This is a genomic window from Variovorax sp. P4_D9 (assembly GCF_056401695.1).
In genome coordinates this window covers 1-22,909 of the sequence record NZ_JBFUIU010000055.1, presented here as the reverse complement: position 1 = coordinate 22,909, position 22,909 = coordinate 1, and the positions used below count along the sequence as shown (strand labels likewise).

24 protein-coding genes and 1 pseudogene are annotated in these 22,909 nt (G+C 66.6%); 5 read left to right on the top strand and 20 right to left on the bottom strand.

The features are described from left to right. A partial coding sequence (locus AC1DY5_RS08940) for a glycogen/starch/alpha-glucan phosphorylase (protein WP_478110925.1) occupies positions 1-1,742 on the top strand: 1,742 nt, incomplete at its 5' end. On the opposite strand, the gene AC1DY5_RS08935 is transcribed toward AC1DY5_RS08940, so the two are convergent. After that, positions 1,720-1,887 carry a hypothetical protein gene (locus tag AC1DY5_RS08935; protein WP_478110923.1) on the bottom strand — a complete coding sequence of 56 codons (168 nt, stop codon included), beginning with the start codon at positions 1,885-1,887 and terminating at the stop codon, positions 1,720-1,722. The two genes, AC1DY5_RS08940 and AC1DY5_RS08935, sit on opposite strands and share 23 nt — an antisense overlap. Positions 1,888-2,022: 135 nt before the next feature. Here AC1DY5_RS08935 and AC1DY5_RS08930 point away from each other — a divergent pair, with 135 nt between their 5' ends. Continuing rightward, on the top strand, positions 2,023-2,151 hold the full coding sequence (locus AC1DY5_RS08930) for a hypothetical protein (protein WP_478110921.1): 129 nt from the start codon (positions 2,023-2,025) through the stop codon (positions 2,149-2,151). Between the two features lie 155 nt (positions 2,152-2,306). On the opposite strand, the gene AC1DY5_RS08925 is transcribed toward AC1DY5_RS08930, so the two are convergent. The 4 genes and pseudogenes from AC1DY5_RS08925 to AC1DY5_RS08910 form a co-directional block, all read right to left on the bottom strand. Beyond that, entirely contained in the window at positions 2,307-2,687 is a 381-nt protein-coding gene (locus tag AC1DY5_RS08925) for a DUF427 domain-containing protein (RefSeq protein ID WP_478110919.1), read from the bottom strand. Positions 2,688-2,867: 180 nt separating this feature from the next. Then, on the bottom strand, positions 2,868-3,512 hold the full coding sequence (locus AC1DY5_RS08920; RefSeq protein ID WP_478110917.1) for a glutathione S-transferase family protein: 645 nt from the start codon (positions 3,510-3,512) through the stop codon (positions 2,868-2,870). A 106-nt stretch (positions 3,513-3,618) separates the two neighbouring features. Beyond that, a pseudogene (locus AC1DY5_RS08915) lies at positions 3,619-3,796 on the bottom strand (alpha/beta fold hydrolase); the annotation flags it as partial. Between the two features lie 41 nt (positions 3,797-3,837). Next, on the bottom strand, positions 3,838-4,581 hold the full coding sequence (locus AC1DY5_RS08910; protein WP_478110915.1) for an SDR family NAD(P)-dependent oxidoreductase: 744 nt from the start codon (positions 4,579-4,581) through the stop codon (positions 3,838-3,840). A gap of 151 nt (positions 4,582-4,732) precedes the next feature. Between AC1DY5_RS08910 and AC1DY5_RS08905 the strand changes: the two genes are divergently transcribed. Continuing rightward, positions 4,733-5,632: a LysR substrate-binding domain-containing protein gene (locus AC1DY5_RS08905; protein ID WP_478110913.1), complete on the top strand. Its 900-nt coding sequence runs from the start codon at positions 4,733-4,735 to the stop codon at positions 5,630-5,632. 86 nt (positions 5,633-5,718) lie between these two features. On the opposite strand, the gene AC1DY5_RS08900 is transcribed toward AC1DY5_RS08905, so the two are convergent. From AC1DY5_RS08900 to AC1DY5_RS08885, 4 genes are all read right to left on the bottom strand, one after another. Beyond that, complete coding sequence (locus tag AC1DY5_RS08900) at positions 5,719-6,177, bottom strand: ExbD/TolR family protein (protein ID WP_478110910.1); 459 nt, start codon at positions 6,175-6,177, stop codon at positions 5,719-5,721. Between the two features lie 16 nt (positions 6,178-6,193). Continuing rightward, positions 6,194-6,892 (bottom strand): MotA/TolQ/ExbB proton channel family protein, encoded by a 699-nt coding sequence (locus AC1DY5_RS08895; protein ID WP_478110908.1) that lies wholly within the window; start codon positions 6,890-6,892, stop codon positions 6,194-6,196. Positions 6,893-6,899: 7 nt separating this feature from the next. Further along, entirely contained in the window at positions 6,900-7,730 is an 831-nt protein-coding gene (gene dapB / locus AC1DY5_RS08890) for a 4-hydroxy-tetrahydrodipicolinate reductase (RefSeq protein WP_478110905.1), read from the bottom strand. A 73-nt stretch (positions 7,731-7,803) separates the two neighbouring features. Further along, entirely contained in the window at positions 7,804-8,367 is a 564-nt protein-coding gene (locus tag AC1DY5_RS08885) for an outer membrane protein assembly factor BamE (protein WP_478110901.1), read from the bottom strand. 87 nt (positions 8,368-8,454) lie between these two features. Here AC1DY5_RS08885 and fur point away from each other — a divergent pair, with 87 nt between their 5' ends. Continuing rightward, positions 8,455-8,874: a ferric iron uptake transcriptional regulator gene (fur, locus tag AC1DY5_RS08880; RefSeq protein WP_478110899.1), complete on the top strand. Its 420-nt coding sequence runs from the start codon at positions 8,455-8,457 to the stop codon at positions 8,872-8,874. Positions 8,875-9,148: 274 nt separating this feature from the next. Here the strand turns inward: fur and hprK are convergent, their stop codons facing one another. From hprK to AC1DY5_RS08860, 4 genes are all read right to left on the bottom strand, one after another. Continuing rightward, positions 9,149-10,108 carry an HPr(Ser) kinase/phosphatase gene (gene hprK, locus AC1DY5_RS08875; RefSeq protein WP_301811103.1) on the bottom strand — a complete coding sequence of 320 codons (960 nt, stop codon included), beginning with the start codon at positions 10,106-10,108 and terminating at the stop codon, positions 9,149-9,151. Positions 10,109-10,136: 28 nt separating this feature from the next. Then, a complete protein-coding gene (locus AC1DY5_RS08870; protein ID WP_088958292.1) occupies positions 10,137-10,604 on the bottom strand; it encodes a PTS sugar transporter subunit IIA in 468 nt (155 codons plus the stop codon). Positions 10,605-10,694: 90 nt separating this feature from the next. After that, the gene (hpf, locus tag AC1DY5_RS08865) at positions 10,695-11,024 is read right to left on the bottom strand and encodes a ribosome hibernation-promoting factor, HPF/YfiA family (RefSeq protein WP_093381418.1); all 330 of its coding nucleotides are present in this window, start codon (positions 11,022-11,024) and stop codon (positions 10,695-10,697) included. Positions 11,025-11,350: 326 nt separating this feature from the next. Next, positions 11,351-13,471 (bottom strand): ATP-dependent helicase, encoded by a 2,121-nt coding sequence (locus tag AC1DY5_RS08860; protein WP_478110894.1) that lies wholly within the window; start codon positions 13,469-13,471, stop codon positions 11,351-11,353. Between the two features lie 208 nt (positions 13,472-13,679). Here AC1DY5_RS08860 and corA point away from each other — a divergent pair, with 208 nt between their 5' ends. Then, positions 13,680-14,666 (top strand): magnesium/cobalt transporter CorA, encoded by a 987-nt coding sequence (gene corA, locus AC1DY5_RS08855; protein ID WP_478110892.1) that lies wholly within the window; start codon positions 13,680-13,682, stop codon positions 14,664-14,666. Here corA and AC1DY5_RS08850 read toward each other — a convergent pair. The 7 genes from AC1DY5_RS08850 to AC1DY5_RS08820 are packed head-to-tail and all read right to left on the bottom strand — an operon-like array spanning position 14,659 to position 22,723. Further along, positions 14,659-15,429: a 5'-methylthioadenosine/adenosylhomocysteine nucleosidase gene (locus AC1DY5_RS08850; protein WP_478110890.1), complete on the bottom strand. Its 771-nt coding sequence runs from the start codon at positions 15,427-15,429 to the stop codon at positions 14,659-14,661. The two genes, corA and AC1DY5_RS08850, sit on opposite strands and share 8 nt — an antisense overlap. Beyond that, complete coding sequence (locus tag AC1DY5_RS08845) at positions 15,426-17,048, bottom strand: ABC transporter substrate-binding protein (RefSeq protein ID WP_478110888.1); 1,623 nt, start codon at positions 17,046-17,048, stop codon at positions 15,426-15,428. Before AC1DY5_RS08845 ends, AC1DY5_RS08850 begins: the two co-directional genes overlap by 4 nt. 14 nt (positions 17,049-17,062) lie before the next feature. After that, a complete protein-coding gene (locus AC1DY5_RS08840) occupies positions 17,063-18,067 on the bottom strand; it encodes a dipeptide ABC transporter ATP-binding protein (protein ID WP_478110886.1) in 1,005 nt (334 codons plus the stop codon). Then, positions 18,064-19,083 carry an ABC transporter ATP-binding protein gene (locus AC1DY5_RS08835; protein WP_478110884.1) on the bottom strand — a complete coding sequence of 340 codons (1,020 nt, stop codon included), beginning with the start codon at positions 19,081-19,083 and terminating at the stop codon, positions 18,064-18,066. The genes AC1DY5_RS08840 and AC1DY5_RS08835 overlap by 4 nt, the downstream gene beginning before the upstream one ends. Positions 19,084-19,089: 6 nt before the next feature. Next, positions 19,090-19,983, bottom strand: a complete 894-nt coding sequence (locus tag AC1DY5_RS08830; RefSeq protein WP_478110882.1) for an ABC transporter permease subunit — start codon at positions 19,981-19,983, stop codon at positions 19,090-19,092. Beyond that, entirely contained in the window at positions 19,983-20,990 is a 1,008-nt protein-coding gene (locus AC1DY5_RS08825; protein ID WP_478110880.1) for an ABC transporter permease subunit, read from the bottom strand. Before AC1DY5_RS08825 ends, AC1DY5_RS08830 begins: the two co-directional genes overlap by 1 nt. Positions 20,991-21,043: 53 nt before the next feature. After that, positions 21,044-22,723 carry a long-chain-fatty-acid--CoA ligase gene (locus AC1DY5_RS08820; protein ID WP_478110878.1) on the bottom strand — a complete coding sequence of 560 codons (1,680 nt, stop codon included), beginning with the start codon at positions 22,721-22,723 and terminating at the stop codon, positions 21,044-21,046. Between the last annotated feature and the right edge of the window lie 186 nt (positions 22,724-22,909).

The following is a 22,909-nucleotide window of genomic DNA, read 5'->3' as shown; positions in this document are numbered from 1 at the left end:
ACATGGAGGCGGTGGAGAGCAAGAACCATTCGGAGAACGTCTCGCGCGTGCTCTACCCCGACGACTCGACGCCCTCCGGCCGCGAGCTGCGGCTGCACCAGGAGTACTTCTTCGTCAGCGCCAGCGTGCAGGACCTGCTGCGCCGCTACCTGCGCAACCACACCGACTTCGACGCCCTGCCCGAGCAGGTCAGCATCCACCTCAACGACACCCACCCGGTGCTGGCCGTGCCCGAGCTCATGCGGCTCCTGATCGACGAGCACGGCCTGCCCTGGGACACCGCTTGGGCCCACACGCAGAAGGTCTTCAGCTACACCAACCACACGCTGATGCACGAGGCGCTCGAGACCTGGCCGGTCGAGATGTTCGGCCGCATCCTGCCGCGCCACCTGCAGATCCTGTTCGACATGAACTCGCGCTTCCTGGCCGAAATCACGCAGGCGCACGGGCACGACGTCGAGTTGCTGCGGCGGCTTTCGCTGATCGACGAGTCGGGCGAGCGGCGGGTCCGCATGGCCTATGTTGCGGTGCTCGCCAGCCATTCGATCAACGGCGTCTCGGGGCTGCACTCGGAGCTCATGAAGCAATCGATCTTCGCCGACTTCAACAGGCTCTTCCCCGAGCGATTCAACAACAAGACCAACGGCGTGACGCCGCGCCGCTGGCTGGCGCAGGCCAATCCGCCGCTGGCCGCGCTGCTCGACGCACGGATCGGCCGCGGCTGGCGGCGCGACCTGACGCAACTGCAAGCGCTGCGGCCGATGGCACAGAAGCCGGCCTTCGTGCGCGCCTTCCGCCATGCCAAGCGCGAAAACAAGCTGCGGCTGGCCAACTGGATCGACGAGCACCTGCGCATCGACATCGACACCGATGCGATGTTCGACGTCCAGGTCAAGCGCATGCACGAGTACAAGCGGCAACTGCTCAACGTGCTGCACGTGGTCACGCGCTACCACCGCATCCTCGCGGAGCCGGACGCCGGCCATGTGCCGCGCGTGATCGTGTTCGCGGGCAAGGCGGCGTCGGCCTACCAGATGGCCAAGCTGGTGATCCGGCTGATCAACGACGTCGCGAAGGTGATCAACGAGGACCCGCGGGTCGGCAAGCTGCTGAAGGTGGTGTTCCTGCCGAACTACAGCGTCAGCCTGGCCGAGGTCATCATGCCGGCGGCCGACCTGTCGGAGCAGATTTCGACCGCGGGCACCGAGGCCTCGGGCACCGGCAACATGAAGTTCGCGCTGAACGGTGCGCTGACCATCGGCACCCTCGACGGCGCCAACGTCGAGATGCGCGACAACGTCGGCGCCGAGAACTTCTTCATCTTCGGCAACACCGCGCCCGAGGTCGCCGACATCCAGGCCAGCGGCTACCACCCGCGCAGCATCTACGAGGCCGACCCGGCGCTCCAGCGCACGCTGGACAGCATCCGCGACGGCCTGTTCTCGCCCACCGAGCCGGCGCGCTACCAGCAGATCTTCGACGCGCTGGTCAGCTGGGGCGACCACTACCTGCTCTTGGCCGACTACGCGAGCTACATCGAGGCGCAGGGCAAGGTCGACGCGCTGTACCGCGATGCCGACGCCTGGACGCGGATGGCGATCCTGAACGTGGCGGGCATGGGGGAGTTCTCGTCGGATCGCACGATTGCGCAGTACGCGCACGAAATCTGGCACACGCGGCCGGTGGCCCTGGGCGGACCGACTACCGTTGAGGCCAGTGCTACTGCTGCGGCTGCAGGTTGATCGCCTTGGCGATCGCGCGATAGCGCTCGATGTCCCCCGCGTACTCGCGCGACAGCGCCTTCAGCGTCATCGGGTCGGCAGGCGTGCTGCCGCCGGCCGCGATGGCCTGACGCACCTCGGGCTTTTTCAGCGCCTCGGTGGCCACGGCGTGAATTCGAAGCGCCACGTCCTCGGGCACGCCCTTGGCGACCTGCAGGCCGGACCATCCCCTACAAGCTGTCGGTGGTTGCGAACCGCGCCTCGCAATCGTTCGGCCGCCTGTTCGAGATCCGGCGTCGAAATGTGCGAGAAGATCCTCCCCGAAGCTGCGAAGCGCGAGGCCTGGTTCCTGTCCGCGCTCGATGACCACGAGCACAAGCAACTCGACATCATTCTCGACAAGCTGATGAGGCGCAGCCAGGAGCTGTGAGCAACGCGCTCCGCGCGCGGCCAGTGAGCTCGTTCAAAGTTAGGCCGATATCCGTCAAGATTGAGGCCTAATTTCGACGGCGGCGCGCGCATCTCCCCGGGACATTCCGGTGTCGCCATCCGTGGGCCGGTAGCTGAAGGCCAACTCACGGCAGTTCAGTCTTTGCCGTCGATTTTGATGGCGTCGACCCGGTCCGGGTAAAACGCCAGGTATTCGCGGATTGYCGATACGGCGACAAAAGGAGCTTCGTAGGTCCAGATGGCGTTCACCGAGCGCTCTCCACCGGCCGCAATGCTGTAATAGGCGCACTCGCCCTTGTAGGGACAATACGTCTGGTGCGCGGTCCGCTGCAGTTGCGTCATATCGATGTCCTTGCGCGGGATGTATTGCACCGGGGGATAGGACGCTTCCGCCAGGGTCAGGGCCTCGAGAGTATCGGCGATGCGTTTGCCGTTCACGGTGACCGTGACCCGGCCTTTCGTAGGCGTGATGGTGATCGGATGGTCTGGCCCCGGAATCTTGATTGGCTTGTTCATGAACTTCCACTCCTGAAAATTACGGATTCATGCGGCGTTCTTGGCCGATCGGGTAGCGGTCCCGTTGCGGCACCTTGAACTCCGCCAGCAACGCCCGGTGCGCCGCGTCGAGGACGTTGCGGATCTCTTCCTCGCGGCGGCCTTTGATTTTGTCGATCCGGCATGGCTTGTTCTGGCCGATCAGGCCGCCGCGCTGGGACGGCTGGAGACGGTTTCGTACCAGCGCTTGAGGGCTGCGTGCTCGTCCGGTATCGAGAGCTGCAGCGCCTTGGCGAAGTCCACCGTCACCAGTGCGGTGATGTCCCCCGCCGAGTAGCGCTCGCCGGCGACGAAGGGCACCTCCCCCAACCGTTCGTTCAGGTCGGTGAAAAAGTTCTTCACGCGCAGCGCGCTACGCTCGACCAGCGCCGGAATCTGCTCGTAGTCATGCGGTCCGGCGATAGCGCGACCCTTCAGCCCGGCGATCTTGTTGCGCACGCCTTCCATCACCGCCGCGAAGCCCTCCAGCTCAGCGCGCCGCTCCCACATTGCGATCAGACCCTTGTCCTTGGGCGTGGTGCCCAACAGGCGCTTCTCTGGAAAGGCTTCGTCGAGATAACGCATGATGGCCGGCACCTCGCCGATGGCGTTGCCATCCTCCAGCACCAGGGTCGGTACCGTGAGGCGCGGATTGATCGCCCGGTAGGCTTCGGAGTACTGCTCGCCCTTACCGAAGTCGACAGCAACAAGCGGAACCTTCAAGCCCTTCTCGGCCAGAAGAATTCGCACGCGCCGCGAATTCGGCGAGGCGGGGGAGTGGTAAAGCTTCAAGGTATCGGGGGTCATGGCGGTAAACGTCTTGGTGGGTTGGAGGTGCGGCGGCTGCGCTCAGGCGGCGGCCTGCTGTTGAAATGCGGGATAGTCGACATGGCCGCGCTCGTCGCCACCACGGAACGCCCGCGTTGTTGAACAGGATCACCTCCCACGTCACTGCGGGGCCATCGGTCACCAGTGTGCATGTCGAAGACGAGCGGCACGCCACCCGACTTGCCGAAGCGGCGGTAAGCGAACCGAACACCGGCCGCGTCCACGAACTGCGTCGGCGCGGTCTGGTGAGTGTGCTGGGTCATTGAGACTCCCTCTGAAGATTCGCGCTCCCTGACAGGATCTGTTAGCGGCTCTTGCCGCCATCGACGTTGAGGACTTGGCCGGTGATGAATGAAGCTTGGTCCGACGCGACAAAGACGATCGCGTTTGCAAGCTCTTCCGAGAGACCGAGGCGAGCCATCGGAACAGTCGTCACCAGAGCCGCCTTGTTCTCTGGCGTTCCCGTAAAACGGGTCAGCATGCCGGTGTCCGTGGGGCCGGGCGCGACGCTGTTCACGCGGATTCCCGACTTGGCGATCTCGAGCGCTACCGACTTGGTGATGCCTTCGACGGCGTGCTTGCTGCCGACATAGACAGAGGCCCCCGCCGCGCCCTGGTGCCCGTAGGTCGACGAGATGTTGACAATGCTGCCGCTGCCCTGCTCTAGCATGACGCGCACTTCGTGCTTCATGCTGAGGATCACGCCGAGAACATTCGTGTCGAACGTCGCGGCATAGCTTTCCGCGGTCTGATCCGTGATCGGGCCAACTTGGCCTTCGGTGCCAGCATTGTTCACCGCGACATCCAGACGGCCGAACCGCGCGACGGTCTTGTCGACCAGAGCGCGGACCTCATCCTCCTTGCGGACGTCGGCGTTGATGAACTCGGCCTCCGACCCGAAAGAGCGCAGCTCCGTGACGAGCGCCTTGCCGGCCTCATCACGCCGACCGGCAACGATCACCTTCGCCCCCTTCTTGGCAAAGGCGACCGCGGCGGCGCGGCCTATGCCTGTGAGACCTCCCGTGATTAAAACGACTGGCGTGTTCATTTGCGGTACTCCTTTTGACAGATTGATGCATACAACAGGGGCATGTCTCGTCGATCGACTACCCGTGCTTCCATGGAGGCCACTGTAGGTTTGCGATGCGCGCGTGAAAAAGACTTTGTAAGCTGGGCGGCATACCWTTCAGGCATGGAATATGGAATTGAGGCACTTGCGTTATTTCGTAGCCGTGGTTGAGGAAGGCAGCCTGACGACGGCCGCCGAGTTCCGGCTCCACACCTCCCAGCCTTCGCTGAGCCGGCAGATTCGCGACCTGGAATACCAGGTCGGTGCCGAGCTGCTGTCTCGCAGCGTTCATGGCGTTACGCTGACCGACGCAGGCAAGGCCTTTCTCGACCATGCCCGGCTGGCGCTGGCGCAGGTCGATGCCGCGGTGGAAGCGGCGCGCAGGGCCGCACAACCTGCAAGAAAGACGTTCGCCATCGGCTTTCAAACCGGTCACGAGATGAACTGGCTGCCGCAGGCCATGCATGTGCTGCGCGACGAGCTGAAGAGCATCGAGGTCACGATCACGAGCGACTATTCGCCGGACCTTGCCGAGGCGCTCGTCCGCGGCCGGCTCGACATGGCCTTCCTACGCGCCGAGCCGACCTTCGACCTGAACTACGAGGTGGTGGACCACGAGCCACTGATCGTCCTGATGCCGAGCGACCATCGCCTCACCAGCCGCGAAGCAATTCACCCGCGGGAATTTGTCGGCGAGATCTTCATCGGCGGTTCGAACAAAGCCACCGTGCTGCGCGCCGTGACCGAGGCCTATCTGCGCCGCTCCGGGCTCGACATCAAACTGGATCATGGGGTGGACAACATGGCGATGGCCATGTCCCTGGTTGCGTCCACCCGCGGGTTGGCGCTGATGCCCGCCTATGCGAAGAATCTGCTGCCGTCGTCCGTGGTCAGCCGTCCGCTGGAGGGTGAAGCGCCAACGATCGATCTGGCTGTGGGTTACAGCAAGGCAAACACCTCGCCGATTCTCAAGCTGTTCCTCTCCAGGCTTGAGGAACTGCGGACGCCCATGCCGGAAAGAAAAAATTGAATGCTTGAGGCCGGTATCGGGGCGCTCGTAAACTGTTGATTTTCTCGGTCGAGCGAGTGTGACAACCTCGAAGGAACTCAGCCGGCTCAGTTCTTGCGCTCGGGCGCCTCGGTGACGAACCCGATGCGGTTCAATCCAGCCTTGTTCGCGATGCCCATCAGCTCGACCACCTTGCCGTAGGGCACGGTCTGGTCGGCGCGCAATTGCACCTCAGTGTCGCGGTTGGCGGCGGCGGCCTTCGACAGGCCCGCGGCCAGCTCGTCGGTCGTCACCGGCTGGTCGTTCAGGTACACCTTGCCCGCCGCATCGACCACCAGCGTGACGAACTTTGGCGTGTCGCTGGACTGGCCGGCGTCGGTGCGCGGCAGGTCGAGCTTGATCGAGCTCGCCATCAGCGGCGCCGTGATGATGAAGATCACCAGCAGCACCAGCATCACGTCGACCAGCGGAGTGACGTTGATGTCCGACAGCGGCCGCTGGCCGCCGGCGCCGGTCGAGCGGCCGCCGCTTGCGCTGCTGCCGAGCGAGGTGCGACCGAAGGCCATGCGGGCTCTCTGCCGCCTAGACCGGCATCGGCCGCGCCGGCGGCAGCGGGGCTTCGCGCGGCGCGGGTTCGCCGAGCATGCCGAGCAGGTCGTGGGCGAAGCCCTCGAGCTCGGCCTCGATGCGGCCGACCACCCGGCCGAAGACGTTGTAGGCCAGCACGGCGGGGATCGCGACCGCCAGGCCGAAGGCGGTCATGATCAGCGCCTCGCCGACCGGGCCGGCGACCTTGTCGATGGTGAAGCCGCCGGTCTCGGCCGCGATGGCCACCAGCGCACCGTAGATGCCCCAAACGGTGCCGAGCAGGCCGACGAAGGGCGCCGTGGCGCCGACCGTGGCCAGCAGGATCTGTCCGGCCTGCAGCCGCCGCAGCGCCGCGTGGAGCGCGTCGCGCAGGGTCCGCGTGACGCGCTGGGCCCGGTCGACCCGGCCGCCCAAGGTCGAAACCTCGGCCTGCAGTGCCAGCTTGTTGATCGCGCGCACCGCCGGCAGCACCAGCGCCGCGCGGTCGAAGGGCTGCAGGCGCGTTTCGGCATCCTGCAGCGAGGCCGACTGCCAGAAGGCGGCGATGCTGCGCAGCACATCGCGCGTGCCGCCGCGCAGCAGCCAGGCCTTCCAGAGAATCACGACCCAGCTCGCCACCGACATCGCGAGCAGCAGCGCCGCCACCGAGCGGCTGACGCCGTCGCCGTGCCGAAGCAGCTCGAAAACACTCATCCGGTGCTCAGCGCAGGCCGAGAACGTCGAACATGTCGAACAGGCCCGCCTTCTGGCCGGCCAGGAAGCGCACCGCGCGCAGGCTCCCCTGCGCATAGGTCGCGCGGCTGGCCGACTTGTGGCTGATCTCGATGCGCTCGCCGGTGCCGGCGAACAGCACGGTGTGGTCGCCCACGATGTCGCCGCCGCGGATCGCCGAGAAGCCGATGGTCGAAGGGTCGCGCTCGCCGGTGATGCCCTCGCGCGCATAGACCGCGCATTCCTTGAGGTCGCGCCCCAGGGCGTCGGCGATCACCTCGCCCATCTTCAGCGCGGTGCCCGAGGGGGCGTCGACCTTGTGGCGGTGGTGGGCCTCGATGATCTCGATGTCGTAGCCGGTGGAAAGCGCCTTGGCCGCCATTTCGAGCAGCTTGAAGGTGACGTTGACCCCGACGCTCATGTTGGGCGCCATCATGATCGCGATATCCTTCGCGGCGCCGGCGATCTCGGCCTTCTGGGCATCGCTGAAGCCGGTGGTGCCGATCACCATCTGCACGCCGAGCTCGCGGCACACCGCGAGGTGCGCCAGCGTGCCCTCGGGTCGCGTGAAGTCGATCAGCACCTGCGCATCGGCCAGTCCGGCACGCAATTCCGAGACGATCGGCACGCCGCTCGTGAGACCGAGGAAGGCGCCGGCGTCGGTGCCGATCGCCGCACTGCCGGCGACATCGAGCGCGCCGGCCAGACGGCAGTCGGGGGCCTCGCGCACGGCCTCGATCAACATGTGGCCCATGCGGCCGGAAGCGCCCGCGATGGCGATGCGCCGCTGGGGGAGAAGGGGAGCGGAAGAGTCGGTCACGCGTTTCAGCCTCTGGAAATGCGGGAAAACGGGAAAGAGCGAGCGGCCGGGCGTTCCGGCCGAAGGGGCCCGCTCAGCGCGGCGATTCGAGCGGCGGGTAGGCGGCCGGCAGCGGGGGCTGCGGCCGCTCTGCGGGGACCGGCTGGCCGTCCGCCGGTTTTTCCTTGGGCGGATCGAACTTCTTGAGCTGGTCTTCGGTCGCCTCGAGYGGCGGCACCGAGCCGCGGCGCTTGCGGGTGTTGAGCTGGGCGACGAACTCTTCCTCGCTCGGCATCGGGTCGCCTTCGAAGCGCTCGAGCACTTCGCCGTTGAAATAGAGAGTCAGGTGGCGTTGCTGGGCCTCGACACCCTGGCGGCGGATCGTGAAAACGTAGTCCCAGCGATTGGAGTGGAAGACGTCGGCCAGGAGCGAAGTGCCCAGAAGTTCGCGCACTTGCTGGCGCGACATGCCGGGCTTGAGGGCCTCGACCTGCTCCTTGGACACGAAATTGCCCTGCACCACCTCGACCTTGTAGGGCGTGACCGCGGTCAGTGCGCCGCGGGCGCTGTCGCCGACGCTGCTGCAGGCACCCAGGCTCAAGCTCGCGGCGGCGGCGCCGAGCAGCAGCCAATGGCGGCGTTGGGGAATGGCAGGCATGGGGAAAAGGTTGGGCGATATGATCGAACCATTGTAGCGGCTGGCCCCCGGCGGGCCTCTCCCGCCAGGCCGGCGGAGGAACGACCCATGGGCAACATCGACGAACTCAAGAACACCGGCCTCAAGGCCACCCTGCCGCGCCTGAAGATCCTCGAGATCTTCCAGCACGGCAACCAAAGGCACATGACGGCGGAAGACGTCTTCCGCGTGCTGCTCAACGACCACTCCGACATCGGCCTGGCCACGGTGTACCGCGTGCTGACCCAGTTCGAGCAGGCCGGCATCCTCGAGCGCAGCCATTTCGAGAGCGGCAAGGCAGTCTACGAACTCAACGAGGGCAAGCACCACGACCATCTGGTGTGCACCTCCTGCGGCAAGGTCGAGGAGTTCTACGACGCCGAGATCGAGCGCCGCCAGCAGATGATCGCCAAGGACAAGAACTGGATCCTGCAAGACCACGCGATGTCGCTCTACGGACTCTGCGGCGACTGCGTTAGCAAGCGCTGACTTGCTCGCCCCCAGGGTGTCCCGCACTTCGTGTCAGGACGCCCACCCCTACCGGAGGCGCAGTCAGCGGCCCGGCGAAGCCGGTTCCGCGACTGCCCACGAACGGGCGCGCTGCGCGCAGCCGAAGAAAAAGCGCCCCGCCCCCCTCTTTGCCCGGCCGGCGCAGCCGGGCCCGTTGGTGAAACACCGCGGAACCGGCTTTGGCCGGGCCGTGTTGCCCCCGGTAGGGGGTGGGAGGGCTACACGAAGTGAGCCCGACCTGGGGCGAGCTAATCTAGTCGTCATCGCGCGCGCTTTCCATCGCCTTGTGGTGGCGCGCCACGAAATCCGCATAGGTATCGATGCCGCGCAGCTGCAGGATCGAATTGCGCACCGCGGCCTCGACCAGCACGGCGATGTTTCGGCCGGCCACGACCTGGATGATCACCTTGCGCACCGGGATGCCCAGCACGTCCTGGGTCAGCGGCGCCGACGGCATCCGCTCGTAGTCGCGCTCGAAGCTGTCGCGCCGCACCAGGTGCACGATCAGCTTGAGCCGCATCTTCCGGCGCACCGCGGTCTCGCCGAAGATCGCCCGGATGTCGAGCAGGCCGATGCCGCGGACCTCCAGCAGGTTCTGCAGCAGCTCGGGGCAGCGGCCCTCGAGCGTGGTCTGGTTGATGCGGTAGAGATCGACCGCGTCGTCGGCCACCAGGCCGTTGCCGCGCGAGATCAGCTCCAGGCCGAGCTCGCTCTTGCCCAGCCCCGACTCGCCCGTGATCATCACGCCCAGGCCCAGGATGTCCATGAACACGCCGTGCATCGAGGTCCGCTCGGCGAAATGCTTCGACAGGTAGGCCCGCAGCAGGTCGATCACGAAGGCCGAGGATTCGCGGGTGGCGAACAGCGGCAGTTGGGCCCGCTCGCAGATCGACAGCAGCTCGTCGGGCGCCGGCTGGCCATCGGCCAGCACCAGCATCGGCGGCTCCAGCGTGACGATGCGCGCGATGCGCCGGGCGCAGTCTTGCAGCGTGCCGCGCGTCAGGTAGGCGACCTCGCGGGCGCCGAGGATCTGCACGCGGTACGGATGGATGTAGTTGAGATAGCCGACCAGGTCAGCGGCCGACTGGGCCCGGCTGATGACATCGGGGTCGAACTGCCGCTCGGAGGCGCCGAGGCCGGCTAGCCACTCCCAGCGCAGCGAGCCGCGGAACTCCTCGAACATCGCATCGGCGCTGATGACGGTCGGCTTCATGTCCGAACCCGCCCGGCGCCGAAGGCGCTCAAGCCACTTGTGCGGATTGCCATCCGGCGATCAAGGCATGCAGTGCCGCCGCGTCCGTGCTCGACTTGATCTGCTCGCGCAGGTTGGCGTCGCTCAACAGCTCGGCGATTTCCGAAAGGATCTCCAGATGTTTCTGGGTTGCGGCTTCTGGCACCAGCAGAAAGATCAGCAGCACCACGGGCTGTTCGTCCGGGGCGTCGAAGCCGATCGGGTTGGCCAGCTGGAACACCGCGGCCATCGGCGACTTGAGGCCCTTGATGCGGCCGTGGGGGATGGCCACGCCATGGCCCAGGCCGGTGGAACCCAGGCGTTCGCGAGCGAACAGGCTGTCGGTGATCAGGGCGCGCCCAAGACCATGCAGGTTCTCGAACAGCAGCCCTGCTTCTTCAAAAGCACGCTTCTTGCTGGTGGCGTCGACGCTCACGAGCACTTGAGCGGGCGGCAGGATGGACGCGAGTCGGTTCATGTTGGGGCGGGGGCGATTATGCACCCACCCCGAAAAAAGCAAAGGGCCACCCGAAGGTGGCCCGCAAGAGTATTTGCCCGAACAGCGGAACTACATCACGCGCTTGGGTGCGGCGTGGTGGTGATCCTGCAGGCGGTCCTTGTGGCGCACGACCTGGCGGTCGAGCTTGTCGACCAATTCGTCGACGGCGGCATAGAGATCAGCGTGGCTCGACTCCGCGAACATGTCGTTGCCCTTGACGTGGATATTGCATTCCGCCCGTTGCCGGCGTTCCTTTTCCTTTTGCTTTTCCACCGTGAGAATCACCTTGACATCGACCACCTGGTCGAAATGCCGGGTGATCCGGTCCAGCTTGCTCGTAACGTAATTGCGCAGGGCCGGGGTGACGTCGAGGTGATGACCGCTGATCGTCAAATTCATGAATGACCTCCTGGATTGACGGTTGGGGAAATAGCCGCGCCCCTTTTGCGGAGAGGCGTAGCCGGGGAAACGAGGGGGGAAGAGGGGAAGAGGGAGAGAGGGGGGGAAAGAGAGAAGGAAAGGAGAGGCTTCGGGTCACTATGCCCATGCTGTCATCGAATTGCAATCCCTTCCGGCCAGGTGTCTGCGTCAGATCAAGGCCGGTCCTCGATTTGCTATGGATTTGATAGCAGGCAAGAGCCCAGCACTGGGGCGAGGGGGCTCCACTGGAAGCAAACCCAGGGTCAAGCAGAGCTGAGCGACCCCGCCGACTGAAGGGCCTCCGATCAGCGCCAAGCGGCCCGCATCCGGCTCAGCAGGTCGATCGTGGCGGCCGGCGGCGGCACGTGCGGCGCGCGCTCGGGCGGCGGCGGCCAGGTCAGCTGGTCGAAGCGCTGGACGTCGGTGGCCGGAATGAAGCGGGTGCGGCCCGCGTACAGGTGGCGGTCGCCGCGCACCGCCTGCTGCGTGACATAGAAGCGCTGCGGCACCAGCAGCTGCAAGTGGTCGCGGGCGCGAGTCATGGCGACATACAGCAGCCGGCGCTCTTCCTCGAGTTCGCGGGCGCCCTGCGCGACGTCGGCCGGGATGCAGCCATCGACCACGTTGAGCACATGTACCGAGTTCCACTCCTGTCCCTTGGCGGAGTGGATCGTCGACAGGATCAGGTAGTCCTCGTCGAGCAGCGGCGGGCCGGGCCGGTCGCTGGTGGCTTCGGGCGGGTCCAGCGTGAGTTCGGTCAGGAAGCGCTCGCGCGAAGCGTAGCCGGCGGCCAGCCGGGCCAACTGCTCGATGTCGCCGCGCCGCACCGCGGCATCGTCGTGCAGCCGCTCCAGGTGCGGGAGGTACCACGCGAGCGCAAGCTCCATGTCGGCCGGCCAGGCCAGCGCCGGCGCCCGCAGCGCCGCGTAGATGCCGGCGAAACGCGTCCATTCGGCCTGGGCCGCCGAGGGCGGCACGAAAGCCTGCACCACCGCGCCCGGATCATCGGCCTCGGCCATGGCGTCGAGCAGGCGCGTGGAGGTGACCGGGCCGATCCCCGGAATCATCTGCGTGACGCGGAAGCCGGCCATGCGGCCACGCGGGTTCTGGGCGAAGCGCAGCACCGCGAGCAGGTCCTTGACGTGCGCGGCCTCGAGGAACTTGAGTCCGCCGTACTTTACGAAAGGGATGTTGCGCCGCGCCAGTTCGAGCTCGAGGGCGGCGCTGTGGCTGGAGGTGCGGAACAGCACCGCCTGCGATTTCAGGGCCAGCCCGCCCTCGCGGTGGGCCAGTACCTGGTCCGCCACCCAGCGCGCCTGCTGGGCTTCGTCGGGCACCAGCACCAGCTGCGGCCGGCCGACCGAGGGCTTGTCGGTCCAGAGGGTCTTGGCGTGCCGTTCGGCGGCGCCCGCGATCAAGGCGTTGGAGACATCGAGGATCGGCTGCGTCGAGCGATAGTTGCGCTCCAGCGTGACGATGCGCGCCGGCTGGCTGAACTGCTGCGGGAAATCGAGGATGTTGCGCACCGTGGCGCCGCGAAACGAATAGATCGACTGCGCGTCGTCGCCGACCACGGTCAGGCCGCGGCCATCCGGCTTCAGGGCGCGCAGGATGGCCGCCTGCAGCAGGTTGGTGTCCTGGTATTCGTCGACCAGCACGTGGTCGAAGCGGGCGCCGACCTGCTCGGCCAGTGCGGGCTCGGCAACCATCGCCGACCAGTAGAGCAGCAGGTCGTCGTAGTCGAGCACCTGCTGCTGCTGCTTGGACTCGACATAGGCGCCGAACAGTCGCTTGAGCTCGGCCTCCCACTCGGCGCACCACGGAAATGCCTCCTTCAGCACCTCGCCCAGCGGCGCGCAGGTGTTGACGGTGCGCGAATAGATCGACAGGCAGGTGCCCTTCTGCGGAAAGCGCCGCGTGGTGGTGGACAGGCCGAGATCGTGGCGCACCAGCCCCATCAGGTCCTCGGCATCGCCGCGATCGTGGATCGTGAAGTTCTCGCTCAAGCCGATCTGGGCCGCGTACTCGCGCAGGAGCCGCGCGCCGATGCCGTGGAAAGTCCCGGCCCAGGGCAGGGCCGGCGGCGTCTGCGAGGCCAGGCCAAGCACCCGCACCAGCACCTGGCCGGCGCGGCGCTCCATCTCCTGCGCGGCCCGGCGCGAGAAGGTCAGCAGCAGGATGCGCTGCGGGTCGGCGCCGCCGGCGATCAGGTGCGCCACGCGGTGCGCCAGGGTGCTGGTCTTGCCCGAGCCGGCGCCGGCGATCACGAGCAGCGGACGGGGATCCTGCTGCGCCGGATCGACTGCGGCGTCGACCCCATGCAGCACCGCCGCGCGCTGGGCGTCGTTGAGCTTCGCGAGCGCTTCCGCCAGCCGCTCGGCCTGGGTCCCGGCGCCGGAGGAAGTGGGTGTCGCAACGCGCTGCATCGACGCAACTGTACTGGATGTCCGTCCAGCCCGGGCCAACGGCGCCGAGAGCCGGATGACATAATCGCGCCTCGCTGCAACCGGAGACTCGCGAATGGAAATCGATCCGTCTCGGCAGCTTTCACTTCCCCTCTGACGCGCCGTTGGCGAGGGAATTGAAAGCGCCCCACCCCTCGCCCCACCGCCAGACATTTCAAGGAAGTGAGCCATGCTCAACATCTTCACGCTTGCCAATGGCCGCCTCGTCCAGGAAGAGATCGAGGCCCTCGAAGAGCTGTCCAAGTTCCAGCCGATCTGGGTCGACCTCGAATCGCCGACGGTCGAGGAAAAGCGCTGGATCAAGCAGTACTACGGCCTGTCGATCCCGGAAGACGCGATGGACGAGGACATCGAGGAGTCGGCGCGCTTCTACGAGGAAGACAACGGCGAGCTTCACATCCGCAGCGACTTCCTGATCGCCGACGACGAGAACCCGCGCTCAGTGCGCGTGGCCTTCATCCTGAACCAGCACAACACCGAGCTGCGCAGCCGCGGCGTGCTGTTCTCGATCCACGACGAGGACGTGCCGGTGTTCCGCCTGCTGCGGATGCGCGCGCGGCGCGCGCCCGGGTTGATCGAGGACGCCAAGGAAGTGCTGCTGAAGCTGTTCGACGCTGACGCCGAATACTCGGCCGACACGCTCGAGAACATCTACGACGAGCTCGAGATGGCCGGCAAGAAAGTGCTGTCGGGCAACGTCAGCGACGAGCTGGCCGGCGAGGTGCTGGGCTTGATCGCGCGCCAGGAGGACCTGAACGGGCGCATCCGCCGCAACGTGATGGACACCCGCCGCGCGGTCAGCTTCATGATGCGCAGCCGGATGCTGAACGCCGAGCAGTTCGAGGAGGCGCGGCAGATTCTTCGCGACATCGAATCGCTCGACAACCACACGGCCTTCCTGTTCGACAAGATCAACTTCCTGATGGATGCGACCGTCGGTTTCATCAACATCAACCAGAACAAGACCATCAAGATCTTCTCGGTGGCCAGCGTGGCGCTGCTGCCGCCGACCTTGATCGCGAGTGTCTACGGCATGAACTTCAAGATCATGCCGGAGATCGACTGGAGCTACGGCTACGCCTATGCAATCCTGCTGATGATCGCGAGCGCGCTGGTGCCGATGTGGTACTTCCGGCGTCGCGGCTGGCTCAAGTAGCCGTCGGCTCCTGCGGCAGCATCGCCAGCCAGGCATCGACCAGCGCCAGGCTGTAGCGGCTCGCCACTGCCGAGACGAAACGCGTGAAGTCGCCGTGCGCGTTGTCGTCGGCACGGTCGGAGATGGTGCGCACCGCGGCGAAGGGCACGCCGTAGTCGTGGCACACCTGGGCCACCGCGGCGCCCKCCATCTCGACCGCCAGCGCGTCGGGCAGCGCACTGCGCAGCACGGCGCTTTCGGCGGCGGTCGAGACGAAGCGGTCGCCGCTCACCAGCAGGCCGCGGTGCACCGCCGGCGCCGTCAGGCCGAAATCCTCGACCACCTTCTGGCCGAGCAGCGYCACCGGGTCGGCGAGCAGCCCGGCGGCCACGGCGGCCAGCGCATCGCTGATGGCGGTGTCGGCCGCGAAGCGCGCATGGCCGGTCAGCGGCACCTCGTACTTTGGGAAGATCGGAGAGGCGTCGAGGTCGTGCTGCAGCAGCTTGGTGGCGACCACCACGTCGCCGACATTCACCCCCGGCGCCAGCCCGCCGGCCACGCCGGTGAAGACGATCGCCCGCACGTCGAATCGCTCCAGCAGCACCGTGGCTGTGAGCGCCGCCGCCACCTTGCCGATGCGCGACAGCACCGCGACCACTGGCTGGCCGTGCAGGTGGCCGACCCAGAAGTCGCGCCCCGCCACGCGCACACGCTGCTCGTCGGGCATCTGCGCGAGGAGCGCACTGAGCTCCTCGTGCATTGCGGCGACGATGGCGATTGTCATTGCTTGATGTCGACGCCGTAGAAGGTGTGGCGGCCGAACGGGCTGAGCTTGAAGTCGACCACTTCCTTGCGCACCGGCTTGAGCTGCACCGCATGCGCGATCGTGAACCACGGCGCCTGCTCCTTGAAGACCACCTGCGCCTTCTTGTAGAGCGCCTCGCGCTCGGCCTGCTTGGGCACGTTCTTGGCCTTCACCACCAGCTCTTCGTAGGGCTGGTAGCAGAACTTGGCCACGTTGCTGCCGTTCGACTGCGCCGAGGCGCAGCCCAGCAGCGTGTACATGAAGTTGTCGGGGTCGCCGTTGTCGCCGGTCCAGCCCAACATGCCCATCTGGTGCTCGCCGGCCTGCATGCGCTTCCTGTACTCGCCCCACTCGAAGGTCTTGATCTCGGCCTTGACGCCGATCTTGGCGAGGTCGGCCTGCATCAGCTCGGCGATGCGCTTGGCGTTCGGGTTGTAGGGCCGCTGAACCGGCATCGCCCACAGGTCGGTGGTGAAGCCGTCGGGGTAGCCGGCCTGCGCCAGCAGCTTCTTGGCGGCCTCGGGATCGTAGGGGTCGTCCTTGATGGCGTCGTTGTAGGACCACATGGTCGGCGGGATCGGGTTCTTGGCCGCGACGCCGGTCGTCAGGTAGACGCCGTCGATGATCGCCTTCTTGTTGATCGCCATGTTGATCGCCTTGCGCACGCGCACGTCGTCGAAGGGCTTCTTCTGCGTGTTGTAGGCCAGGTAGCCGACATTGAGGCCGGCTTGCTCGAGCACCTGCACGTTCGGGTCCTTGCGGATGGCGTCGAGATCGGCCGGGTTCGGATAGGGCATCACCTGGCACTCGCCCTTCTGCAGCTTGGCCCAGCGCACCGAGGCATCGGGCGTGATTGCGAAGATCAGGTCATCGATCTTGGCCTTGCCGCCCCAGTACTGCGGGAAGGCCTTGAAGCGCACGATCGCATCCTTCTGGTATTGCACCAGGTAGAAGGGGCCGGTGCCGATCGGGTCCTGGTCGATCTTCTCGGGCGTGCCGGCCTTGAGCATCGCGATCGCGTACTCCTTCGACTGGATGCCGGCATAGGGCATCGCGAGATTGGCAAGGAAAGGCGCCTCGGGCTTGTTGAGCACGAACTTCACCGTGTAGTCGTCGACGCGGTCGATCGACTTCAGCAGCTTGGGCATGCCCATGTCGTTGAAGTAGGAGTGGTTGGTGCTCGTGACCTTGAAGTAGGGGTCGTCCTCCTTCCACTGCCGCTCCATCATGAAGATCACGTCGTCGGCGTTGAAATCGCGCGTCGGCTTGAAGCTCTTGGCCGTGTTGTGCCATTTCACGCCCTTCCGAAGCTTGAAGGTGTACTCCAGCCCGTCCGGCGAGATGGTCCAGCTCTCGGCCAGGCCGGGGACGACCTTGGTGGTGCCGCGCTCGAACTCGACCAAGTTGTTGTAGACCTGCGTGGTCGCGTCGAACGACGTGCCGGTGGTGTTCACGGCCGCATAGAAGTTCTCAGGGCTGCCCTCGGAGCAGAAGACCAGCGTCTTGGCCGACGCAGCGCCGCAGGCCAGCGCGATCGCCGCCGGTGCCAGCAGCCTGGCCGCGCGAAGGCGGCGCGTGAGGGAAGAGGGGATGGGCATGTCGGTCGACTCCTTCAGGGTTGAGGCCGCGCAATTGACGCGGGCGGGGAAACTTCGATGTGCAGGAACTTCTCGGCGTGGTGGCAGGCCACCATGCGCTCGTCGAGCAGGCGCGGCAGCGGCCGCTCGCTGCGGCAGCGGTCGGTGGCGTGCGCACAGCGGGTGTTGAAGACGCAGCCGGACGGCGGCGCCAACGGCGAGGGCAACTCGCCCTTGAGCACGATGCGCTCCGCCGCGAGGCCCGGCGTCGAGGCAAGGAGCGCCTGCGTGTAGGGGTGCAGCGGCCGCGCGAAGATGCGCGACTTCGGCCCCTGCTCGACCGCGTGCCCCAGGTACATCACGAGCACCTCGTGGGCAATGTGGCGCACGACGCCGAGGTCGTGCGAGATGAAGAGATAGGACAGGCCCAGTTCGGCCTGCAGATCGGCCAGCAGGTTGAGCACCTGGGCCTGGATCGAGACGTCGAGCGCCGACACCGGCTCGTCGGCCACCAGCAGGCGAGGGTCGAGCATCAGCGCGCGTGCGATCGCGATGCGCTGGCGCTGGCCGCCCGAGAACATGTGCGGGTAGCGGTTGGCGTATTCGGGCCTCAGTCCGACCCGGGCCAGCATCTCGCGCGCCTTCGATGCGCGCTCGGTCTTGCCGAGCGTGGTGTTGATCGCCAGCGGGTCTTCCAGCACGGCGGAGATCTTCTTGCGCGGATTGAGCGAGCCGTAGGGGTTCTGGAACACCAGCTGCACGGCCTGGCGCAGCTCGCGCCGGCGCTCGTGCGGCGGATCGACGGCGTTGTGGCCCACCAGTTGGAGCGAGCCCGCGGTCGGCTTCTCGATCAGCGCGACCATGCGCGCCAGGGTCGACTTGCCGCAGCCCGATTCGCCGACCACCGCGAGCGTGCGGCCGCGCTCGATGCTAAACGAGATATTGCCCACCGCCTGCAGGTGCGCTGGGGCGCGGAACAAGCCGCGTCGCACCGCGTACACGCGCTGCAGGTCCTGGGCTTCGACCACGACCTCAGTCATCGCACGAACTCCACGATGCGCGCGCCGTCGCGCGCCAGCGCCGCGTCGCGCTGCGGATCGCCGAGCGCATAGTGGCAGCGCACCTGGCCACCCATCCAGTCACGTAACTCGGGCCTCACCGCACGCGAATGGTCCGTTGCGTAGTCGCAGCGCGGCGCGAACAGGCAGCCGTTGGGCCGGTCATGGACGCCCGGCACCACGCCGGCGATGGTCGCCAGCCGCGCTTCGCCGGCCGCGCGCTCGGGCAGCGCCGCCAGCAGTGCCGCGGTGTACGGGTGCTGCGGCGCCGCGAACAGCTCGGCCACGCCGCGCTCCTCCATCACCTGGCCGGCATACATCACGGCCACGCGCTGCGCCATCTCGCTGACCACGCCCATGTTGTGGGTGATCAGCACCAGGCCCATGCCGCGCTCTTTCTGCAGGCTGCGCAACAGGTCGAGGATCTGGGCCTGGATCGTGACGTCGAGCGCGGTGGTGGGCTCGTCGGCGATCAGCAGCTTCGGATTGCAGGCGATCGCCATCGCGATCATCACGCGCTGGTTCATGCCGCCGGAGAGCTGGTGCGGAAAGCTCCCGAGGCGCGAGGAGGCGGCCGGAATGCCGACCTGCTCGAGCAGTTCGGTGGCCCGCTTCCTGGCTTCGCGCTTGTCCAGCTGGAGGTGCAGGCGCAGCGTTTCCATCAGCTGCCAGCCGATCGTGAAGCAGGGATTCAGGCTGGTGGTCGGCTCCTGGAAGATCATCGCGACGTCCTTGCCGACCAGCCCGCGCCGCGCCCGGTCGCTGATGCCGAGAAGGTCGTGGCCATCGAAGCGCAGGTGCTGCGCCCGCACCCGCCCGGGCCAGCCGATCAGGCCCATCAGCGCCATCATCGTGACGCTCTTGCCCGAGCCCGATTCGCCGACGATACCCAGCACTTCGCCCTGCTCCAGCCGAAGGCTGACGCCGTCGACCGCATGCAGCGTGCCGCCCTGCGTCGGGAATTCCACATGAAGATCGCGGATGTCTAGGAGCGGCATGGGGGTCTAGCGCTTGAGCTTCGGATCGAGCGCATCGCGGAGGCCATCGCCCAGCAGGTTGAACGCTAGCACCGCCGCGAGGATCGCCAGGCCCGGGAAGGTGACGACCCRCCAGGCCCGCAGCACGAACTCGCGGGCGTCGGCCAGCATGGTGCCCCACTCGGGCGAAGGCGGCTGGGCCCCGAGGCCGAGGAAGCCCAGCGCCGCGGCGTCGAGGATGGCGGTCGAGACGCCCAGCGAAGCCTGCACGATCAGGGGCGCGGCGCAATTGGGCAAGACCTCGCGGAACATCAGGCGCAGCGTGCCGGCGCCGCTCACGCGCGCCGCCGTGACGTAGTCGCGCGAGACCTCGGAGATCACCGCCGCGCGCGTGATACGCACGTAGTGCGGCAGCACCACGACCGCCACGGCCAGCATCGCATTGATCAGGCCCGGGCCGAGGATCGCGACGATCACGATCGCCAGCAGCAGACTCGGCAGCGTGAGCACCACGTCCATCAGCCGCATGATCGCGATCTCGAGCACGCCGCGGGCGAAGCCTGCGATCAGGCCCAGCGCGATGCCGACCGCCGCCGAGATCGCCACCACCGCGACGCCGATCGACAACGACAACCGGGCGCCGAACATGAGCCGCGAGAGGATGTCGCGGCCGATCGCGTCGGTGCCCAGCAGGTGCGCCACCGTGCCGCCCTCCTGCCACGCCGGCGGCCGCAGGAAGGCCGTGCTGTCGGTCTGGTTCGGCGCGTCCGGCGCCAGCCACGGCGCGAACAGCGCCACCAGCAGCAGCGCGACGATCACGCCGAGGCCGATCACCGCGCCGCGGTTGGCCGAGAACGAGCCCCAGAACTCGCGCCAGGGGCCGGGCGGCGTGCTGTTTGCTGGAATCACTGCGGTGTTCATCAGGACTGCCGAATGCGGGGGTTGATCAAGCCGTAGGCGACGTCGACCAGCACGTTGACCGTCATCACGATGACGCCGAGCAGCAGCATGCCGCCCTGCAGCACCGGATAGTCACGCCGGCCGATGGCTTCGATCAGCCACTTGCCGACACCGGGCCACGAGAAGATGGTCTCGGTCAGGATGGCGCCGGTGAACAGCACGCCGACCTGCAGCCCGATCACCGTGACCACCGGGATCAGCGCGTTGCGCAGCGCATGCACGCCGACCACGCGCAGCGGCGCCAGGCCCTTGGCGCGCGCGGTGCGGATGTAATCCTCGCCGAGCACCTCGAGCATGGCCGAGCGCGTCATGCGCGCTATCACGGCCAGCGTGTTGGTGCCGAGCACCACGGCCGGCAGGATCAGGTGCTGCAGCGCCGAGACGAAGGCGCCCTTCTCGTCGGAAAGCAGCGTATCGACCAGCAGGAAGCCGGTGACCGGCTCGATGTAATACTGCACCGAGATCCGGCCCGAGACCGGCGTCCAGCCGAGCTGCACCGAGAAGAACAGGATCAGCAGCAGCCCCCACCAGAAGATCGGCATCGAGTAGCCGGTCAGCGAGGTCGCCATCACGCCATGGTCGAAGAAGGAATTGCGCTTGACCGCCGCCAGGATGCCGGCCGGGATGCCGAGCAGCAGCGCGAACAGGATCGCGCACAGCGCCAGCTCGACCGTCGCCGGGAACAGCGCCAGGAACTCGCTCATCACGGGCTCCTGCGTGATCACCGACTTGCCGAGATCGCCATGCAGGACCCGGCCGATGTAGATGCCGTACTGCGTGAAGAGCGGCTTGTCGAGCCCGTACTCCTTGAGCAGTACCGCGTGGCGCACCGGGTCGATGCCGCGCTCGCCGGCCAGCGTCTCGATCGGATCGCCCGGGACCAGCCGGATCAAAAAGAACGCGAGCAGGGTCATGCCGATGAAGGTCGGCACGAGCAGGCTGGCGCGGGTCAGGATGAATCTAAACATTCATTCCCAATATGCAAGAGCGATGCCGGGTCTGGTCCCCGGCGGAACCCTTACTACTTTTTAGCGTCGCGCAGTTCGCGGCGCAGGATCTTGCCGACCGGCGTCTTGGGCAGGTCGGTGCGGAACTCGATCACCCGGGGCTGCTTGTAGCCGGTCAGGTTGGCGCGGCAATGGGCCCGGACGTCGGCCTCGGTGAGCTCGGGGTTCTTCTTGACGATCACCAGCTTCACGCCCTCGCCGGTCTTCTCGTCGGCGATGCCCACGGCCGCGCATTCGAGCACGCCCGGCATCTGGGCGACCACGTCCTCGATCTCGTTTGGATACACGTTGAAGCCCGAGACCACGATCATGTCCTTCTTGCGGTCCACGATCTTGAAGTAGCCCCGCTCGTCCGCAATCGCGATGTCGCCGGTCTTGAAGTAGCTGTCGGGCGTCATGACCTTGGCGGTCTCGTCGGGCCGCTGCCAGTAGCCGGCCATGACCTGCGGACCCCGGACCGCGAGCTCGCCCGCGGCGCCCAGCGGCACGTCACGGCCGTCGTCGTCGAGCAGCTTGACCTCGGTGCTCGGCAGGGGCACGCCGATGGTCCCGGTGTAGGTCGTGCTGGTGGTCGGATTGCAGGTGACCGACGGCGACGTCTCCGACAGGCCGTAGCCTTCGCAGATCGGGCATCCGGTCTTCTCGAGCCAGAGCTTGGCCACCGCGCCCTGCACCGCCATGCCGCCGCCGACCGAAACCTTTAGGTTCTTCCAGTTGACGGTGTTGAAGTCCGGGTGGTTCGCCAGCCCGTTGAACAGCGTGTTGACGGCCGGGAAGCTGTGGAAGGTGTGTTTCGACAGTTCCTTCAGGACGGCGGCGATGTCGCGCGGGTTCGGGATCAGGATCAGCTTCCCGCCGGTGCGCATGCTGAGCATCATGTTCACCGTGAAGGCGAAGATGTGATAGAGCGGCAATGCGCAGACGCTGGTCGGCTGCTCGCCGGCCGGCACCTTCTGCATGACCGGATCGTTCCAGGCTTCGGACTGGAGCACGTTGGCGATCACGTTGCGATTCAACAGCACGGCGCCCTTCGAGACGCCCGTGGTGCCGCCCGTGTACTGCAGCACCGCGACATCGTCGGGGCCGAGCTTCGGCGCCTGCAGCGTGCGCGTGGCGCCCTTGTCGAGTGCGTCGTTGAAGCGCACCGCGCCCGGCAGGCTGTAGTCCGGCACCATCTTCTTGACGTTGCGCACCACGTAGTTGACCAGCGCGCCCTTCAGGAAGCCGAGCCGGTCGCCCATCGAGGCCAGCACGATGTGCTTGACCGGCGTGGCGCCCAGACACTGCTGCAGCGTGGTGCCGAAGTTCTCCATCAGCACGATCGCCGCCGAACCCGAATCCTTCAGCTGGTGCTCGAGTTCGCGCGGCGTGTAGAGCGGATTGACGTTGACCACGATCATCCCGGCGCGCATCGCGCCGGCCACCGCGATCGGGTACTGCGGGCAGTTCGGCATCATGATCGCGACCCGGTCGCCCTTCACGAGGCCCAGCCCCTGCAGGTAGCAGGCGAAGGCGCGGCTGTGGCGGTCGACCTCGGCGTAGCTCAGGTCCTTGCCCATGAAGCTGTAGGCGATGCGGTCGGCGTACTTGGTGAAGCTTTCTTCCATCAGCGCCACCAGGGAGGCGTAGCGCGAGGCATCGATGTCGGCGGGCACGCCTTGCGGATAGCTGCCGAGCCAGGGGCGATCAATCACTGTGTGTCTCCAGAGCGAAATCTTGTGGGGAAATCTACCGCCATCGTAACTTGACGTTCGGATGCGGAACGGGCCGCGACACTGCGCGGCCCGTGGTCTTGCTGCGGGCGCCGGGCGCTACTCGATCGCCTTGGCCATGTCCTCGACCACCTTCTTGGCGTCGCCGAAGACCATCATGGTCTTGTC

Excerpts from the sequence above, each read along its gene's own strand:
- AC1DY5_RS08845 (WP_478110888.1), bottom strand. The coding sequence starts at position 17,048 with ATGCCCATCCCCTCTTCCCTCACGCGCCGCCTTCGCGCGGCCAGGCTG.
- AC1DY5_RS08860 (WP_478110894.1), bottom strand. The coding sequence starts at position 13,471 with ATGCAGCGCGTTGCGACACCCACTTCCTCCGGCGCCGGGACCCAGGCC.
- AC1DY5_RS08825 (WP_478110880.1), bottom strand. The coding sequence starts at position 20,990 with ATGTTTAGATTCATCCTGACCCGCGCCAGCCTGCTCGTGCCGACCTTC.
- AC1DY5_RS08930 (WP_478110921.1), top strand. The coding sequence starts at position 2,023 with ATGTGCGAGAAGATCCTCCCCGAAGCTGCGAAGCGCGAGGCCTGGTTC.
- fur (WP_478110899.1), top strand. The coding sequence starts at position 8,455 with ATGGGCAACATCGACGAACTCAAGAACACCGGCCTCAAGGCCACCCTG.
- AC1DY5_RS08920 (WP_478110917.1), bottom strand. The coding sequence starts at position 3,512 with ATGACCCCCGATACCTTGAAGCTTTACCACTCCCCCGCCTCGCCGAAT.
- hpf (WP_093381418.1), bottom strand. The coding sequence starts at position 11,024 with ATGAATTTGACGATCAGCGGTCATCACCTCGACGTCACCCCGGCCCTG.
- hprK (WP_301811103.1), bottom strand. The coding sequence starts at position 10,108 with ATGAAGCCGACCGTCATCAGCGCCGATGCGATGTTCGAGGAGTTCCGC.
- AC1DY5_RS08840 (WP_478110886.1), bottom strand. The coding sequence starts at position 18,067 with ATGACTGAGGTCGTGGTCGAAGCCCAGGACCTGCAGCGCGTGTACGCG.
- corA (WP_478110892.1), top strand. The coding sequence starts at position 13,680 with ATGCTCAACATCTTCACGCTTGCCAATGGCCGCCTCGTCCAGGAAGAG.
- AC1DY5_RS08910 (WP_478110915.1), bottom strand. The coding sequence starts at position 4,581 with ATGAACACGCCAGTCGTTTTAATCACGGGAGGTCTCACAGGCATAGGC.
- AC1DY5_RS08895 (WP_478110908.1), bottom strand. The coding sequence starts at position 6,892 with ATGAGTGTTTTCGAGCTGCTTCGGCACGGCGACGGCGTCAGCCGCTCG.
- AC1DY5_RS08835 (WP_478110884.1), bottom strand. The coding sequence starts at position 19,083 with ATGCCGCTCCTAGACATCCGCGATCTTCATGTGGAATTCCCGACGCAG.
- AC1DY5_RS08905 (WP_478110913.1), top strand. The coding sequence starts at position 4,733 with ATGGAATTGAGGCACTTGCGTTATTTCGTAGCCGTGGTTGAGGAAGGC.
- AC1DY5_RS08870 (WP_088958292.1), bottom strand. The coding sequence starts at position 10,604 with ATGAACCGACTCGCGTCCATCCTGCCGCCCGCTCAAGTGCTCGTGAGC.
- AC1DY5_RS08900 (WP_478110910.1), bottom strand. The coding sequence starts at position 6,177 with ATGGCCTTCGGTCGCACCTCGCTCGGCAGCAGCGCAAGCGGCGGCCGC.